The sequence below is a fragment of the Actinacidiphila yeochonensis CN732 genome (assembly GCF_000745345.1).
GTDB lineage: Bacteria > Actinomycetota > Actinomycetes > Streptomycetales > Streptomycetaceae > Actinacidiphila > Actinacidiphila yeochonensis.
Genome location: NZ_JQNR01000002.1, coordinates 15,093 through 30,069, shown reverse-complemented (window position 1 = coordinate 30,069; position 14,977 = coordinate 15,093). Strand labels below are relative to the sequence as shown.

Below are 14,977 nucleotides of genomic sequence, written 5' to 3'. Positions count from 1 at the left end.
TCGAGGGGCGCGTCAGTTCTGCGCGTCGTCCGTGCCGGGGTGGGCGTCCCCTCCCGGCGCAGCCGCGACGGGACGCAGGGCGCGGTCGTGGGCGACGTGGTGGAGCGCGCCGAGGACGGGGACCGAGAAGACGGCGCAGAAGGCGGAGGGGGTCGGCGCGGGGGCGGCGGCCGTACCGGGGTCGAACCAGGCACGCAGGAGGAACCAGGCGAGTGCGCCGAGGACCAGGAGGTCCGTCCCGGCCGCGACGGCTGCCCACCCGGACCGGAGGGTCGGCGCCGCTTCCTGCGGCGGCAGTGCGGTGGAGACGGTGAGGAGGACCAGGGCGAGCTGGATGACGCCGAGGTAGAACAGCAGGGCCCACATGGCGGGGCCGCCGTAGGCGATGGCCACGACCACGGCGGGGACGCCGAGGACCAGGACGGCTTCGTGCAGCCTGCCGCACAGGCGATGGGGGAGGCCGGGGGAGAGTTCTTCGGTGGGCTCAGGGAGGCTCAACCAGGACTCCTGGGGTCGGAGGCGTGACCGGCCGGGCGCTCGGTGCGCCCGGCCGGGGCGGGTTCAGCGGTAGCGGCGCCGGTGCGAGCGGCGGTGCGCGAGGTGCTGGAGGGTGCACAGGGCGGCGATGCCCGCGAGGAACGTGGCGGCTCCGCTGGCCGACAGCAGCGGCGTGGTGCCGGTGCCCGCGAGCAGGGCGCCCAGGAGCAGCCCGGTGGCCACCAGCACCAGCAGCGCGTCGGTGGTGAGCGCGAACACGGCCCGCGCGGGCCGGTGGTGACCGGACCGGCTCTCGTGCAGCGCGCAGGCGAGCATCAGGGCCCCGAGGCCGCCGACCAGGACGAGCGCCAGGAGCATGACCGAGGCGGCCCCGCCGAAGAGAGCGGGCAGAACCCCGGCGACCACGACCAGGCGGCCGACGGAGGTGCACCAACGGTGCGGGAAGAGGCGGACGGCGCGCGGATTGCTGTTCATCGGGAAGTCCCTCCGGGAAGTGAGGCAGATGCGGGCGGGGCCGGGCCGCGCCCCGTCCGGGGGCGCGGCCCGTTCCGTCAGAACTGGAAGGGCACCAGCACCGGCCACTCGCCGGTCACGTCGAAGACCTTCACCTGGTAGGCGGACGGGATGTAGGCGCGCTCGATCTGGCTCCACACCTCCGCGTGGTCCACCGCGTCCTTCGCCATCAGCTCGCGGGCCACCTCGGCCACCTGGGAGCCGGGCACGCTGCGCTTGGTGGCCACGACGTAGTTGAACGGGGCGGGCTCGTCCAGGCGGACGTCGTAGGTGCCTTCGGGGGAGATGGCGAGAGACATGAGACTCCTTCGGTGGGTTCCGTAGCGGCCGTCCGGGGCGCTTGCATCACCCCGTCCCGACATTCATTAATCTACCTCACCGGACGGGTGACAGTCAAGTTTTATGTGTCACTTGATGGTTGGTCGGCCCATCACGTCAGCGGGCGTCGTGGATCACGTGCTCCGGGATGCCGAGGAGGGCTGCCAGGTCCGCCGCCGTGACGTGGCAACGCGCGGCGTACAGGGACACGTCGTCGGGGCCGACGACCTCGAAGTGATCGGCGTACAGGTCCACTCCGACCTGACCCTGTACGGCCAGGGCGCGCAGGGAGGCCGCGAGGACGGCTGCGCCGCTCACGGCGGGCGGCTCGCCGTCGCCCGCCTCCAGGTCCATCAGGTGGCGGGCGCGCGCCGCCATGTCGAGCTGACGGACGCTGAGGTCGTCCGCGTCTCCGTAGATCGCCTCGGCCGCCGTGCGGACCAGGCACTCCAACTCGTCGGGCATGAACAGCGCGCTCACGCCGACCAGCGTGGGGGCGGGACGGGCGCCGACTGCCGGCTGCTCGCGGCGGTTGCTCTCGTGTGCCATGGAACTCCTCGGATGCGCGAAGGGCGGACGGTGGGGGCGGATGGAAACCTGCGGCCCGCAGATCGATCGTGTGCGGCACTCGCACGGTGGGTTGTGGCGGGCCCGTTGCGGCGGGGCCCGTGCTCTCGCCCAGGCGCACGGCGAGGCGCCGCCTGGACCCCGCGTGCCGCTCAGGCGCCGGTGCCGGTCTCGGCCTCAAGGGCCGTGAGCACCGAGCCGTCGACCTCGTCACCCACACCGCTGCGCGCCTCGAACTCGGCGTCTACGACCTGCGACGACCGCCATCCGTCGATGCCGTAGTCGGAAACGTCGCGCTCGCGCTGGGCCGATGCAGTCGCCAAGAGGACCGACTCCAGCGCGGCCCGCAGCTGCTCGGGCGAAGCGGTGAGGAGGAGCGAACGGATTCGCTGCTGGCGCTGGTCAGGGTGCATGTGGGCTCCTCGTCAGGTGGGGTGTAGCCGGGGCGGGGGCGGGCCGCCAGGTACGGCCCGCCAGGGAGGGGTCAGACGACCCTCATCCCGAACAGTCGGGGGGAGTCGTCGCGCGCCCCGCACCAGTCCTCGGCGCAGTCGCCGCACAGGATCGGGCAGCCGCAGTCGTCCCGGTTGTAGACGTGCCAACCGGCGTCGTGCGCGGCTTCGGTGCCCTCGTCCTCGTCGTCGAGAAAGGCGGACATGCGGTCGCACTGGTCGCAGACGATCCGGTCGAAGTCCACGACCTCCAGGGGCCGGGCGGGGGTGGTCGGGGCCTCGGCGAGCATGGCGGTCATGGTGGCTCCTGTCCTGCGGGGTTCCGTAGCGGCGTTCGGGGCGCTTGCATCACCCCGTTCCGACATTCATTAATCTACCCCACCGTATGGGTTGAGGTCAAGTTTTATGTGTCATTCGATCGACGGGCCCGAGGCTTCCGTGAGGGGGTGCGGCGCTGCGCGAGTGACACATAAAACTTGACAGTAAGCGTCCCTCAAGGTAGATTAGTGAATAGCTGGGAGCGGGTGAAGCAAGCACTCGCCGGCCGCTACGAACGAAGGAACCGACCGTGGACGACCTCACCGCCGCGGTGAACACCCTCATGGAGACCATCCGAGACCGCCAGGGATGGGCACGGACCGGATCGCCGCGTGCAGACGCCCGCAACGACGGCGAACTCGCAGGGCTGTACATCGCGCTCGACGCCCTGACCGGCAACCGGCATCCCGACGAGGCAGCAGGCCGCCTCGTCTTCGCCCGTCTGAGCACGCCGTAGAAACCCAACCCGACAAGGAGGCAGACCCGTGAAGCAGAAGAACAGCCACACCCGCTTCGGCAAGAACCACGCCCGCATGGTTGCGGTTCAGAACCTCCGACGCTCTGCCGCGAGCGGCACCCACGCGACCGGGACCAACCGGCAGCGCGACCGCAGCGGCGCGAAGCGTGCCGCCATCCGGTACTCGTCCCTGTCGGGATGAGCGCCGCCCACCGGCCACGTCACCCGCCGCACTGCCGCCACTGAAGACGAGGAACCGTGCACACCAACGACATCCACGAGAATTTGGCCTATGACCGTGCGGACGGGGCCGCGCACTGGCCGCGCGTCAAGGTGACCCGCATCTGGGAGACCGACACGGGGCCCGCCGTCGCCTTCGACATCTACGGCACGGACTGGCGCGGCAAGCCGCTCGTCACGCACAGCGCGATGTCCGCCGAGCGCTTCGCGAACGCCTACCGGCCGGACGCCGCAGCTGCCGCGATCCTCTACGCCACGCCCGAGGACGCTGCGAACGCGGCGAGGCTGGGCCCGCGCGATCGCGTTGTCACGATTGAGATCGAGTACACCCGCGCCAAGGTGGGACGGTGGCACTACGACGGCAAGGTCTCCCGCGTCGACGGCGGCACCCCGACCTTCGCCTACCGCGACCGCCGGGGCCGCGAGCGGACCACGGACCGGTTCACCCTCGTGAGTTGACCGAGGGCCGCCGGGCCGTGGTGTCCCCCGGGCCCGGTGTCACGCCGCCTGTCACGGAGACGCAAGAAACGCTCTGACCTGGGGGAAGGGTGCGTGCGGAGTGAGATGCGGGCGAGCGTGACAGCGTGACACCTCGCGCCGGCTCTGGCTGGCTGCCCCGGTTCGGTGCTCGCTGGACTGCCTGGCGGGCTCCACTCAGCCGCGCTGCGCGGCGCCCTATCCGGTGCCGCCCGCCGCCGTAGTGCGAGGCGGCGGCCTCCGGGACATCCGGGTCAGGAGGTCTCGTTCTTGCCGATGTAGAGGTCGGGCGCGCGATCGAGTGGGGCAAGGGCGCGCAGGACGGAGGAGATGCCGCGGCCGCCCTGCCAGTCCCACACGATGCCGTGCGGTACGCGCACACCGGTGAAGGGATCGACGAGCAGCGGCCGGGGGTCGGTGACGCCGGTGCCGGGGACGACGTAGTGGCGCTGCGCCACGGCCCACTGCCGACGGGGGGAGTGAACGACCGCGACGGTGTAGTCGTTCGGCAGCCGCAGCAGCGCCGTGGTGAAGCCGTCCGGGCCGTTGGTGGGGTACGTGACGCGGATTCCGAGGCTCCCGGCTCCCGGGATAGCGGGAAGAGGCGTACGCAGGGTGAGAGCGTCGCTCGTGCGATGGGTCATGGCGGAAGTCCTCCTGGAGTTCGGGGCCGGCAGCGGCGCCGTGGGGTGAGCGCGGGTACCGGGGCCGGTGACGAACCGGCCCCGGACTGGGCAGTTCAGCGGCGGCGGAGGTGGATCGCGTAGACGCTGGGGGAGCCGTTGTGCGTGCGGCCGCCGGTGGTGACGCTGATGCGGCGAGCGCGCCGCTCCTCAGCGGTGCCGTAGGTGGCGAGCAGCGGGGAGGTCACGGTGGCCACGGCGGTGCGGGTCGGGCCACCGGACCACGTGACGGTGATCTCGTACGGCGTCAGACCCTTGGCGTCACGACGGCCACAGCGCACCGAGAACTTCACGCCGGGGAAGGCCGCGCGCAGTACGCGCCGCAAGTGGATGGCGGTGACGCGAGTGGAGATATGGCTCCCGGCGTAGTTGCGCTCCTCCTCACTCATGACCGGCACGACGGAGGTGTGCCGCACATGGCCCGGGCCCGGCGTGCGCCCATCGGTGCCGCGCAGCTGGTAGCGGGTCGCGGAGCGCCCGAGCAGGACGCCGGCTGCGCATCCGGCGCAGGCGCACGGCTGGACCGTCCAGGTTCCGTGGGCGTCGGTGACGGAGCCGCGGTAGTCGATGACCGTGCCGGGGGGCAGACGCAGCGCGCGGTAGGCGGGGGCGGTGATGTCGGCAATGGTGATCACGGTGTCGTTCATGGTGTGGTCCCTCCCGGTGTCCTGCTGCGCCGGCGTTCCCTGCGCATTCATTAATCTACCTTCAGTGCTGCCGTAGGTCAAGTTTTATGTGTCACTCGCCGGAAGGGTGTCCGGGCCACCGGCGCCAGTGCGGCGGGGTGAGCCCGATCGGCCCTCGTGCCGCACTCCTTGCGGGGGAGCCGGACCCCGCGGCGAGCGGGCCGCCCTAGTTGATGCTGAGGATGGCGGTCGGGATCTCGATGGTGCCGCCGGGGAAGACCACGGACGCGCTGGGGATGGAAAGGATGATGGTGGGCTTGCCGTTGACCATCTCCTCGATGTCCTTCATGTACACGAGCGTGATGGTGCCGGTGTGGTTGTAGCGGTCGTGGGCGGGGCTGGTGACGCGGACGTCGACGTCCCGCTCGAAGCGCTCGCCGGTGGTGGTGCGGACGAACGCGGCGGTGCCGTCGGTGGTGGCGATGTCGAGAAACACGGGAGTCTCCGTCTCTGGAGGTCTTCGGCGGTGGCGCCCGCCCTTCTTCCATTAATCTACCTCTCCGGACGGAAGGCTGTCAAGTTTTATGTGTCACGCAGCGCCGGGCCCGGCGGCGATATCGAAGAGGACGGCGGAGGCCAGGCGGCGCTCGAACAGGCCAAGGGCGAGCAGAAGTTCCTCGACGCGGGCGGCGTAGTCGCGCCGCCGGCGGATGGGCGAGGAGACGTACCCAGGCCAGATGAGCCGTGCCCGGCGGGCGGGAACCGTACGCAGGGCCTGGAGGTGGTCGGGGAGGGGCTCGCTGCCGGGCCGCGTCCATGCCTGCATATCCGGTGGGAGAACTTCACCGCGTACCCACCGAGTGCGGCAGAGGTAGGCGTCGATCTGCTCGGGGGTGACGGCCGCAACGGCGTCGAGGTCGAGGTGGACGTACTGCTGTACGAGGTTCAACGCGAGCTCCGATCGGCTGAGAGGGGTTTGCTGCATCCGTGCCCGGCTCGGAGGCTCACGGGCCCAACGCCGGGGCTGGGGGCAGGTGCGGGGTGAGGGCGACGTCGAGAACCTCGACGGAAGAGCGGAGGCCGCTCCAGCGCCACCAGACGTGAAGCGCCTCGGTGTTGTCCTGGACGACGGAGGCGTACGCGGGACCGCGGTGGCCCGGGAGCCGGGCGGGCGCGGTACCCAGCCGCGCGTCGTACGGGTTCCGGCCGAGCCGCTCCGTGAGGGTCACGAACAGGGCCCGGCGCCGGCGAGCGGCCGCAGCGACGTCGGGCGGGGTGATGAGGAGTCCGCCGCCCAGTGCCTCGTCGGGCAGGATCAGCCGCTCAAGGCGGATGTCGACGCCGGGGTGCAAGGCCACAGGCCAGGTCATGGAGTCCTCGGTTCTGGTCGGGCGTGACGGTGGGCGAGTGGCCTTCGGGGGTGCGTCCGGATCACGGGCCCGGCGACGAGCCGGGCCCGCGCCCCCGCTACGGGCGCCCGAGGTCGTTGAGAGCGGCGATGATCGGCTTGAGAGCCAGCGGCGTGTGGAAGATCTGCCGCTCGATGGGACCGTTGACCTGGCGCCGGGCGGAGTTGTAGCGGTAGACGCGGACTTCGGCGCCGAAGAGGCCGGCGAGCGTGTGGGTGACCTTGAGCAGGTCGGACTCGTCAGGGATGTTGTCCCAGCCCGGTTCGGAGGTGAGCAGCAGCCACCGGCGGCCGTCGCCGAGCGGGTTGCGCCCGTATTCGAGGGTGAAGGGGGCGAAGCCCCAGGTCTTCTCGAACCGCTCCCAGTAGGCGTATGCGGCCGCGACCGGGTGGGCGGCGTACGGCTCACGGTGGATGACCGCACCGGGCTCGTCCAGCATCCAGGTGATGCGGTGCGGCTTGTCCCACAGGGAGGAGACCTCCAGCAGCCGCTCTTCCGGCGCGGTGACGGTCCACACCTCCTCCTCGGTCCACACTCCGCCGTCGTACGCCGGGCGCTCCTTGGGGCCGACACCGGCGACCACGGCGGTAGCGGTGCCGTCGCCGTTGGAGCGCAGCCAGGAGTAGCCGGTGCAGTTCTCGAAACCCTCGCCCGGGTGCCATGAGGGCGCGTCGGCGAAAGCGTCGTCGGGGAAGAGCAGCAGCGCGCCGACCATGCCGGCACGGGACTTGGGGTTCTTGCCCCACGTGGCGTTGACCGAGCGTTCGAGGTGGCGGCGAAGGCTGCGCTTCATGGGCTCTCCCTGGCGAGGCGAGGGCGGCACGCCCTCGCGGTGTGTTCATTAATCTACCTCAATGGTCGGTCGTGCGTCAAGTTTTATGTGTCAATGCGGGGGTGGCGCCAGGAGATCACGGCTCCCGTCCGGCCGTCAGTGCCGGGTCAAGTGCCCGTCGATGTCGACTGAAAGGCGCTGCGGCCGTTTCGGGGTGTCGGCGCCCCGATGCAGCAAGCGTCGAGCGTAGGTGATGACACATAAAACTTGACTCAAGGTGTCTTGATGGGTAGATTAATGAATACACGAACCCGCCCTTGGAGGATCGCTCCCATGCCCCACCCGCTGTTCCCTGATGACGAGTTCCCCGCCAGCGTCCTCCCGACGTGCCCGGAGGAGGACCACACCGGCGACGGCTACGACTGGGCGCGCGAACTGCCCGCGGGATGGAGCGCCGTGTACGCGTGGGGAACCGAGGGCTGGGACCTGGGTGATGCGCCGTACCAGGTCGTCGCCCACTTCGACGACTTCCTCGACGTGACCTACGGGCTCGCCCTCTATGTCGAGGGTGACGTATTCGTGACCGCCTACGGGTCCCGCGAGGCCCGCGACGCCGCGACCGACGAACTCGCCCTGGGCGTCTGGCTGTGGGCGGGAAACGGCCCTCGCGAGGGGCTGCCCGCCGAGGGCACTCCGGCCGCTGGCATCCCGCACCGCTTCCGTGGTCCCTACCGGCCCGAAGCGACGTCCGCCGCCTGCTGAGCGGCTGGCTCCCTGGGTCTCGTGCACGGCCCGGCGCCTGCCAGCAGGCCGGCTCTGCTTCCTCCACCCGCCGTACCGCCGCTTCGGCGGTTGCCCCGCCTCCCATCCGACTGCTCCAGGAGTCGCCCCCATGTCCACGAACGACCCGACGAAGCACTTGCGCGGCTACGGGCGCCGCGATGAAGCCACCGGCATGCTGCGCGGGCACATCCGATACCCGGACGGTCACCCGCCTGTCCCGTACGGCTGCCGCTGGTGTGGCCGGGCCGGCGGTGTGCATGGTGGATGGTGGATGCCGGGCAAGGGGCTCCACCGGTGGGAGCGGCCCACTCAGGCCCAGATCAAGGCGCGCATGCTCGCCCGCCGCAGCGCACGGCTGGCTTCGGAATCGGCGATGACTCAGACCAGCAATGACACATAAAACTTGACTTAGGGTCTGAGTCTGGGGTACTCTTTATGTGTCAGAGGGGGTGATCGACCCCGCAAGACGCCGGACAGTCAGAAGCGGCCGATTCAGGCTGTCCGGGAGGTCCGCAGCTACCGGAGCTGCCCTTGAGGTATCGAGGGCAGGGGTTCAACTCCCCTCGGATTACGAAGTGCTGGTGTGCGCCCCTCCAGAGGCGACGTCCCCGTTGAGAGGGCGCACACCAGCACGGCAGATGGACCCGCCCAGCAGATCACTGGACGGGTTGAAGGAGGGGGGAACGCTCCCTCTGGAGCGGTAGCTCAATTGGCAGAGCAACCCTGCGGGGTTGGATGCGGGTTCGAATCCCGTCCGTTCACGACGTGTCAGCGGGAAGGCGAGGCTCCCCCAGCCGAGCCGGGCCTGTCGACACGCACCGCACGCGGTCCCTGGGGAAGGGGCCACGCGCGGCCCGGCCGTCGGCCGGGGAAGGTGACGAGCAAGCCCTTCGCGGGCCCTACCTGATCCGGTCCCCGGCCGACGGCGGGAATCCACGCCCCCGTGGAGTAGTCCGGCTCAACTCGTCCCCCTCTCAAGGGGAAGACCGCGGGTTCGAATCCCGCCGGGGGTACTACGCGCCGGTGCGCCCTTGCGAAAAGGGCGCACCGGCGCGGCAAGCGGACTCGCCCGGCCTGATATCACCGGTACGGGTCGAAGGAGGGGTAGCTCCTCTCTGGAGCTCTGGTGTTGGTAGCACGCCCCCGTGTGGGGGAGGAGCGGGATCACGCCCCGCAAGCTCACGGCGTCGTACGGCCTTCCCGGCCCCACCTGGGCGGGGCCGTACGGCCCTGGGAACGGCCATCGGACGGCCCCCGCTTCGCAGTCCCGGCCCGGAACACCCTCTGACAGGCCGCCAGGCCCGGAACCCCCGCCCTTCCGGCGGTGCGCCGGCGCCGGCCCGTCATGGCCCCGGGACCGGAGCGATGCGAGTGTCTTCCCGCGCTGCTCCCCGCTCCGGTTCGTCCGGGGCAGGGAGCAGCAGCCGTTCCCCGCTGACGCGCCGCCCAGCGGTGCCCAGAGGCGATGGCCCCGCGAGGGGCGCGATCGCCCGACCCCGGCCTGCCGGGACAGGACATGTGAGCCGCGCGGCCCCTCACACCGCGCACGGACTTGCTCCCCGTCCCGGCAGGCTCCGCCCGGGGCAGGACATGCGACCCGCCCGGTCCGAGGACCGCGCACCGACTCGCTTCCCGCCCCGCCGCGCGCACGCCCTCACGCTTGCTGTGCAGGTCACGGGAATCTGTCCCGCAGTCCCCGGGCGGCCCTACCACGGCGCTGCCGGATAGGAGTCATCACGCATGGGTGCCTACGACTTCATCACTTCCGGCTCGAACCAGGACGTCGAGAACGCGTTCCTCGGCGCCAAGGAAGAAGCTGCCTGGGAGTTCGGGCACGGCGGATACACCGGGACGATCGCCGAGAAGAGTGACTTCGTGCTGGTCGCGGATAGCCCCATGTCCCCGGCCGCCGCCGAGCAGTACGCCCAGCACCTGCTGGAAAGCGACGACGAGCGCATCCGTGACAAGTGGGGCCCCGCCGGGGCGATCCCGGTGGACGACGGCACCTGGCTGTTCGTGGGCTACGCCTCCTCGTGACCCCGCATCCCAGCCCCCGCCCGTTCCGCCGTCCCCGTAAGGAGCGCTCCGTGGCCCGTTACCGCTGCCGGCCGAACGTCATGCTCGCCGCGCCGATCGTCATCCTGCCCACCGCCATCGCCCGCCACCTGTGCGCCGACCTCCTCAGCCGGTGGGATCCGCAATGGCACCTCCTGGCCCACCTCGTCACCGCGCAACTCTTCCCCGGCAGCGCTCGCCACACCCTGACCCTGCCGCCGCGCGACCTCCACGACCTGCTCGGCGTGCTGCTGGACATCTCCATCGACTTCTCCAGCGGCACGCTCTCGCCCGAGACGTGCGGCTTCACCGAGACCGACATCCACGAGACCATCGACCTTCACCAGCATCACTACGGCCCGCTCTCGGACTACTGACCCACGATGCCTCGGCTCTGCCCAACCCGGGCGCGCATTCCGCGGCCCCGCCCCGACGGTCAGCCCTGCGCTCACAGGCGGACGACCGCTGCCGTCGGCCGCCGGCCGCCAGCCGCCGACGGACGTTGCCCGGGCCGCGGCCGTCATCCCGCCGCCCGTTACGCTTCGACCTGGTCAGGCGGCTGTCGGGAAGGGTGGGACGGACATGGAGGACCCGCAGGCCGAGGCGGCAGACGGCGAGAATGGGGAGGACCCCGCGTCGTCGCGCCCCCTCGACGTAGAGCGCGAGGCCGCACGGCTGGAAGCCGCACTGGGACTGGCCGGTCACGAGGAACTGCCGTCCCTGGCTCTGCCGGGCCCCGTGGCCGAGTTCCCGTCAGAGCTGGCCCGGCTGGCGGCCGTCGCCCAGGGGCGCGAGCGGCTGCGGCTGATGTTCGCCGAACACCCGGGGCTGCCGCTGTGGCTGGAACGCCGAGCGCAGGGCCAGGACGTCTTGGCGACCCTGGAACTGGAACACGGCATGGAGACACCGCACCCCACGGCCGCGGAGGAAGCGGCGCGCGTCGCAGCCAGCCCCCGGACTTCCGCCTTCCGCCGTCGGTGGGCCGCCGAGCGTCGCCGCGACTACGACGAACTGCAGACGTACCTGGCCTCGCCCGCGCACACCGCGGCCAGCGACCAGACCTTCGCGGCCATGATGGACGCCTTCGACCAGCAGCGGCGCCGGTAGTCACGCCGTCGACCGCCAGCAGGCGTCTAGCCTTCCCAGATGGACAAGCAGTGGTTCCAGCCGGACCAGCCGACGGAAGCCGAGGAGACCGCCCGGCACTTCGTACGGGTATGGGCCGAAGCCGTCATCCGTCAGGCCCGGCGCACCCGGGATGCCCGTCAGGTCAGCGCCGACAACGTGCGCGCCCACGACCGGGGTGAAGACTTCAGCCCCGGCTCCGAGCAACTCGAGCTCGACTTCCGTACGCAGTGGGCCGAGGAGCACCTCCTGGTGTGGTGTGCCCACCAGTTGGAGAGGTGGCGCGGACGACTGGCACGGGAGCGGGGCGAGGACCCGCCTCCTGAGAACCAGGACCTCAAACTGGCCCGGGATGCGCTGGAGCACCTGGACGAGGCCGCTTTCACCGACGACGAGGCCCGTTCTCCGGCGGCCACGGGATTCGCCGGCCGAGCCCTTCGCGGTCTGCCTGAGCAGCGGCTGCGCCTGTCGCTCGACGGAGACCACCTCTTCGAGGTCCTGAACCCCGAGCGGCTGGACCAGGAGGCGCTCAAGGTCGTGAAGTCCGTCGAGCAGGAGCTGGCCGGCAGGGCGGTAGCCGCCTACGAGGATCTCGCCAGCGGACGGTGAGACCTGCTGCCCACGCGGCAGGGGGAGAGGGCGGCCCGTCCGGGCAACGTGCGAGGAGCACGGACGGGCTCTGGTCTGGAGTGTTCCTGACCGGCAGCACCATCGAACGCCGACAGGCCGCGGAGAACCTCGTCCGGCGGACACCGTCCCGCTGGGCGGACGCCGACGCTCCCCCGGCACGGTGGCCTCCGCACATGGCGCACCACGGCCCCTCCGCTCCAGCCCCGTGCTGGCCAGACGTGGTCATCCGCTACCGGAGATCCGCTCCCGTGACCCGGGCGGCGCCGTCCGACACTGTCCGCTGGTGTCCGGCACCGTCCGAACCTGTCCGGCGAACTTCGGCGTCGCTCGCCCGCCCAAGTGGTGTCCCCCTGCTGACCTGCTCATCCGTCAGTGACAGTCGAGGCCCGTCCGCCGGGCCCCGTACTGCCTGCATCGTCGCCCCGCTCCCGCCCGTCCCGCCACGCTCCGCACGTGCTGCCGACTTCGGCCCGGGGTGTTGCGGTTCCGCCACCGAACGGGAGCCCGCGACGGCCGCCGCCCCGCCCGTCGAGGTGCAGCGCGTCGCCATGACGCGGCGCCAGCGACCCTGCTGCATGCGACTCGACAACGCGACTTGGCTGCCTCCGTGCTGCAACTCTCCACCTGCTCCGGGCTGCTGCAACGCTGCTGCTACCTGGGGCGGGATGCTGCACCCGCTGCCGAACGAGCGCCGCTGCCGCTGCCGCTGCCGCTGCGAGAGGCTGCTGCACCGCCCCAAGGCCCGCACAGCGACTGCTGCACACCCGCCGCTGCACGTGCTGCCGCTGCACCGGCTGCTGTCCCAATTGCGGCTGTCCGGGGAGCGCTGCACCGCTGTACCGCTGCATGCTGCACCCGACACCGTCGGGCCGCTGTCGCTGCAGCTGCTGCTCGGCGTACGGGTGTCGCGGTCGCTGGTGCCGTCGATCAGCTGATGGAACAGGTTGATGCGGTCCGACTGCGTGCTACGCCTCCCCGCACGCATGAACCAACTTGCCGAGCGGTGCATCACGTCGCATTGACCAGGGCCTCGGTGAAGACCGTTCAGGCCGCGCCCGCGTGCTGCTGACGCAGCCGGCCCAGGTTGACGTCCTGGACGTACGCGCGCGCCGCCTTCCACGGCAGATCCGCAGGTTCGCGCTCGGCGGCCTGACCGTGCCGGCCCCCAGAGGAGCTGTTCACCGGCTCACCGTAGCGGCTGGCGCGGAGAGCAGCCCGGCCCCCGAATCCGGGACACGCCTCAGTCCTCTTGGTGCACCACAGCCTGACGAGTCATCTTCGTTGGACTCCGGCACGCGGCGAAGATCATCGAGTGTCACGCTCGCTGTCACGCTGAGGTGTCACGCTCGCTGTCACGCCCGATAGGAATGCGCTCTGACCTGCATGAATAGCTGATGCTAGGCCCACCGCTGTTCGGGCGTGACAGCGTGACACCCGATGCCCTGTCGGACCGCTTCGCCGTCCAGAGTCGCGAATCTCCATCCACCGATCGACACATATAACTTGATTAATGCGAGCCTGTGAGGTAGATTAATGAATGACGCCGGGCGAGGTGATGCAAGCGCTTCGTCTGGCCGCTACGCACTTCGACCGGACTGGAGCCGCTGTGATTACCGCATCCGCCCTCAACAACTCCTCGTGCGAGACGATCGCTGCCCTGATGGATCAACACGGCTGGTCGGTGTCGCGCCAGCTGAAGGGGGACGGCGTCCGGATCGAGGGTGCGCGGCGTGGCGGTTCGGCTGTCATGGTGACCGGGAAGCCGCGTTCCGAAGGTCCTTGGGACCTCAGCTTCTACGTCATCGGCACACCCGAGGACGGATGGACGGGGTGGGCTAAGGTCCGCCGCGCGGGCCTGATGGCCTTCATTGAGACCGGAGAGTTGCCCCAGGATGCTCGACGCTGGCCGGTGCGCAGCTCCAAGTGCCGCTGCCGCAAGGTGCACGAGGGCACGCAGTGGCGCGCGCTTCGTCTGCTCGTCGGGGTTCAGCTCGCCCGGCTCAGCAGCGAGGGTGTCGAGTCGGAGAAGCGGGTGTACCGCTGCCCTGCCGACGCTCGCCGCTGGCACATGACCTCGCAGGACAAGAGGGGGGCCGAGGTGTGGCGTGAGTGCAGCATGAACGTCTGAGACCGCCGCGTCCGCGCCGTCCGCCGGGCCCCGGCGGACGGCGCCGCTCCCGTCCACCGGGCCGCTCCCACCTCCGCCTGCGCGCGCCCTGTTCGCGTCCGCCACGCTTCTGCCGTCGAGACAAGGAACCGATCATGGCCAAGGCCACCTACTCAGCCGTCCGCTACTACCTCGGCAAGGAATTCAGCCTGAGCCGGACTTCCACCGGGCGCCGTTCCGGGCAGCGCTGGTCCGAAGGAGTTCAGGTCCGTACCTCGCACACGCTCGGCGTGGTCGTGGACTACGTGGAGAGCCACGCCACGTGGGGCTCTGACGGCTCGCTCCGGACGAGGAAGCTGAACGCCGTCCGGAAGCACCTGGAGCAGCGCTTCACCGTGGAGGACCACTTCGCCGGTGACGGCCGCATGGTCGTCTCCGACAAGTAAGCCGCCCGCCGCCTCGTCCGCCCGCCGTCCCGGCCGCGCCGCGCCCGCTGCCGTCGCCGCGCCCCGTGCCGCGCCTCTGCCCGCCCTGGCCGCCCGCCGTGCCGCGCCCTCGGGCCGGCCCGCCTCCGCCGCGCCGCTGCGCCTGCCGCGCCCGCCGCCTGCCGCCGCGCCTCCGGCCCGCCGTGCCGCGCCCTCCGGCCGCCCGGCCCGCGCCCGCGCCTCCGGCCCGCCCTGGCCGTTGCCCGCTCCCGGCGCCCGCGCCGCGCCCGTGCCGCGCCCGCGCCCGCGCCGCGCCGCTGCCGTCTGCCGCTCCCGGCGCCCGCCGCGCGTTCGGCCGCCCCGCCTCTGGCTGGCGCCCCCGCCGTCCGGGTCCCGCCTCCGTCCCGCCGCCGGGCCTGCCTGCGCCGCCTCCGGCCGCTCGTCCGCGCCTCCGCCCCGTGCCGCCGGGCCTGTCCGCCCGTGCCCGTGCCGTCCGTGCCGGTGCCGCGGGGTCGTGGTTGT

General features: G+C 71.2%; 25 protein-coding genes and 2 tRNA genes. 14 read left to right on the top strand and 13 right to left on the bottom strand.

The genetic code is table 11. The features are described from left to right. Positions 1–12: 12 nt before the first annotated feature. The 6 genes from BS72_RS36150 to BS72_RS00440 form a co-directional block, all read right to left on the bottom strand. Positions 13–498 (bottom strand): hypothetical protein, encoded by a 486-nt coding sequence (locus BS72_RS36150; RefSeq protein WP_037905174.1) that lies wholly within the window; start codon positions 496–498, stop codon positions 13–15. Positions 499–561: 63 nt separating this feature from the next. Further along, on the bottom strand, positions 562–972 hold the full coding sequence (locus tag BS72_RS36145) for a hypothetical protein (protein WP_037905171.1): 411 nt from the start codon (positions 970–972) through the stop codon (positions 562–564). A gap of 77 nt (positions 973–1,049) precedes the next feature. Next, positions 1,050–1,310, bottom strand: a complete 261-nt coding sequence (locus tag BS72_RS00455) for a hypothetical protein (RefSeq protein WP_037905169.1) — start codon at positions 1,308–1,310, stop codon at positions 1,050–1,052. Positions 1,311–1,446: 136 nt separating this feature from the next. Beyond that, positions 1,447–1,878, bottom strand: coding sequence for a hypothetical protein (locus tag BS72_RS00450; RefSeq protein WP_037905166.1), 432 nt, complete (start codon positions 1,876–1,878; stop codon positions 1,447–1,449). A 170-nt stretch (positions 1,879–2,048) separates the two neighbouring features. Then, on the bottom strand, positions 2,049–2,309 hold the full coding sequence (locus BS72_RS00445) for a hypothetical protein (protein WP_051950327.1): 261 nt from the start codon (positions 2,307–2,309) through the stop codon (positions 2,049–2,051). Between the two features lie 71 nt (positions 2,310–2,380). Continuing rightward, positions 2,381–2,647, bottom strand: a complete 267-nt coding sequence (locus BS72_RS00440) for a hypothetical protein (protein WP_232792166.1) — start codon at positions 2,645–2,647, stop codon at positions 2,381–2,383. Positions 2,648–2,916: 269 nt separating this feature from the next. Here BS72_RS00440 and BS72_RS00435 point away from each other — a divergent pair, with 269 nt between their 5' ends. Genes BS72_RS00435 through BS72_RS00430 form a run of 3 tightly spaced genes read left to right on the top strand, consistent with a single transcriptional unit; the run spans position 2,917 to position 3,822 of the window. Beyond that, the gene (locus tag BS72_RS00435; RefSeq protein WP_037905162.1) at positions 2,917–3,123 is read left to right on the top strand and encodes a hypothetical protein; all 207 of its coding nucleotides are present in this window, start codon (positions 2,917–2,919) and stop codon (positions 3,121–3,123) included. A 28-nt stretch (positions 3,124–3,151) separates the two neighbouring features. Beyond that, complete coding sequence (locus tag BS72_RS36140; protein ID WP_157856100.1) at positions 3,152–3,325, top strand: hypothetical protein; 174 nt, start codon at positions 3,152–3,154, stop codon at positions 3,323–3,325. Positions 3,326–3,381: 56 nt separating this feature from the next. Beyond that, complete coding sequence (locus tag BS72_RS00430) at positions 3,382–3,822, top strand: hypothetical protein (protein ID WP_037905160.1); 441 nt, start codon at positions 3,382–3,384, stop codon at positions 3,820–3,822. A gap of 272 nt (positions 3,823–4,094) precedes the next feature. On the opposite strand, the gene BS72_RS00425 is transcribed toward BS72_RS00430, so the two are convergent. The 6 genes from BS72_RS00425 to BS72_RS31810 form a co-directional block, all read right to left on the bottom strand. Further along, positions 4,095–4,484, bottom strand: coding sequence for a hypothetical protein (locus BS72_RS00425; RefSeq protein ID WP_037905157.1), 390 nt, complete (start codon positions 4,482–4,484; stop codon positions 4,095–4,097). Positions 4,485–4,579: 95 nt separating this feature from the next. Further along, positions 4,580–5,170: an LPD29 domain-containing protein gene (locus tag BS72_RS35045; protein WP_037905153.1), complete on the bottom strand. Its 591-nt coding sequence runs from the start codon at positions 5,168–5,170 to the stop codon at positions 4,580–4,582. Between the two features lie 205 nt (positions 5,171–5,375). Continuing rightward, a complete protein-coding gene (locus BS72_RS00415; RefSeq protein ID WP_037905150.1) occupies positions 5,376–5,645 on the bottom strand; it encodes a hypothetical protein in 270 nt (89 codons plus the stop codon). Positions 5,646–5,738: 93 nt separating this feature from the next. After that, complete coding sequence (locus tag BS72_RS00410; protein WP_157856099.1) at positions 5,739–6,098, bottom strand: hypothetical protein; 360 nt, start codon at positions 6,096–6,098, stop codon at positions 5,739–5,741. A 55-nt stretch (positions 6,099–6,153) separates the two neighbouring features. Beyond that, the gene (locus BS72_RS00405; protein WP_157856098.1) at positions 6,154–6,519 is read right to left on the bottom strand and encodes a hypothetical protein; all 366 of its coding nucleotides are present in this window, start codon (positions 6,517–6,519) and stop codon (positions 6,154–6,156) included. 97 nt (positions 6,520–6,616) lie between these two features. Then, complete coding sequence (locus BS72_RS31810; RefSeq protein ID WP_051950325.1) at positions 6,617–7,351, bottom strand: hypothetical protein; 735 nt, start codon at positions 7,349–7,351, stop codon at positions 6,617–6,619. Positions 7,352–7,663: 312 nt separating this feature from the next. On the opposite strand from BS72_RS31810, the gene BS72_RS31805 reads away from it, so the two are divergent. The 9 genes from BS72_RS31805 to BS72_RS36135 all read left to right on the top strand — a co-directional run bounded on the left by BS72_RS31805 (position 7,664) and on the right by BS72_RS36135 (position 12,858). Then, positions 7,664–8,092: a hypothetical protein gene (locus BS72_RS31805; RefSeq protein WP_051950323.1), complete on the top strand. Its 429-nt coding sequence runs from the start codon at positions 7,664–7,666 to the stop codon at positions 8,090–8,092. Between the two features lie 130 nt (positions 8,093–8,222). Further along, positions 8,223–8,513, top strand: coding sequence for a hypothetical protein (locus BS72_RS00390; RefSeq protein WP_037905143.1), 291 nt, complete (start codon positions 8,223–8,225; stop codon positions 8,511–8,513). Positions 8,514–8,807: 294 nt separating this feature from the next. Next, a tRNA-OTHER gene (locus BS72_RS00385) sits at positions 8,808–8,876 on the top strand. A gap of 174 nt (positions 8,877–9,050) precedes the next feature. Then, positions 9,051–9,126 (top strand) — tRNA-Glu (locus BS72_RS00380). A 727-nt stretch (positions 9,127–9,853) separates the two neighbouring features. Next, positions 9,854–10,150: a hypothetical protein gene (locus tag BS72_RS00375; protein WP_051950320.1), complete on the top strand. Its 297-nt coding sequence runs from the start codon at positions 9,854–9,856 to the stop codon at positions 10,148–10,150. 50 nt (positions 10,151–10,200) lie between these two features. Next, entirely contained in the window at positions 10,201–10,545 is a 345-nt protein-coding gene (locus tag BS72_RS00370; RefSeq protein ID WP_037905142.1) for a hypothetical protein, read from the top strand. 205 nt (positions 10,546–10,750) lie between these two features. Continuing rightward, positions 10,751–11,275 (top strand): hypothetical protein, encoded by a 525-nt coding sequence (locus BS72_RS00365; RefSeq protein ID WP_037905139.1) that lies wholly within the window; start codon positions 10,751–10,753, stop codon positions 11,273–11,275. Between the two features lie 39 nt (positions 11,276–11,314). Beyond that, complete coding sequence (locus BS72_RS00360) at positions 11,315–11,902, top strand: hypothetical protein (protein WP_037905137.1); 588 nt, start codon at positions 11,315–11,317, stop codon at positions 11,900–11,902. Between the two features lie 686 nt (positions 11,903–12,588). Next, complete coding sequence (locus BS72_RS36135; protein WP_157856097.1) at positions 12,589–12,858, top strand: hypothetical protein; 270 nt, start codon at positions 12,589–12,591, stop codon at positions 12,856–12,858. Positions 12,859–12,967: 109 nt separating this feature from the next. Here the strand turns inward: BS72_RS36135 and BS72_RS36130 are convergent, their stop codons facing one another. Continuing rightward, entirely contained in the window at positions 12,968–13,105 is a 138-nt protein-coding gene (locus tag BS72_RS36130) for a hypothetical protein (protein ID WP_157856096.1), read from the bottom strand. A gap of 355 nt (positions 13,106–13,460) precedes the next feature. On the opposite strand from BS72_RS36130, the gene BS72_RS00355 reads away from it, so the two are divergent. Together BS72_RS00355 and BS72_RS00350 are read left to right on the top strand one after the other, a co-directional pair. Further along, the gene (locus BS72_RS00355; protein ID WP_037905134.1) at positions 13,461–14,051 is read left to right on the top strand and encodes a hypothetical protein; all 591 of its coding nucleotides are present in this window, start codon (positions 13,461–13,463) and stop codon (positions 14,049–14,051) included. A gap of 134 nt (positions 14,052–14,185) precedes the next feature. Further along, the gene (locus tag BS72_RS00350; RefSeq protein WP_037905131.1) at positions 14,186–14,476 is read left to right on the top strand and encodes a hypothetical protein; all 291 of its coding nucleotides are present in this window, start codon (positions 14,186–14,188) and stop codon (positions 14,474–14,476) included. Positions 14,477–14,977 lie beyond the last annotated feature (501 nt).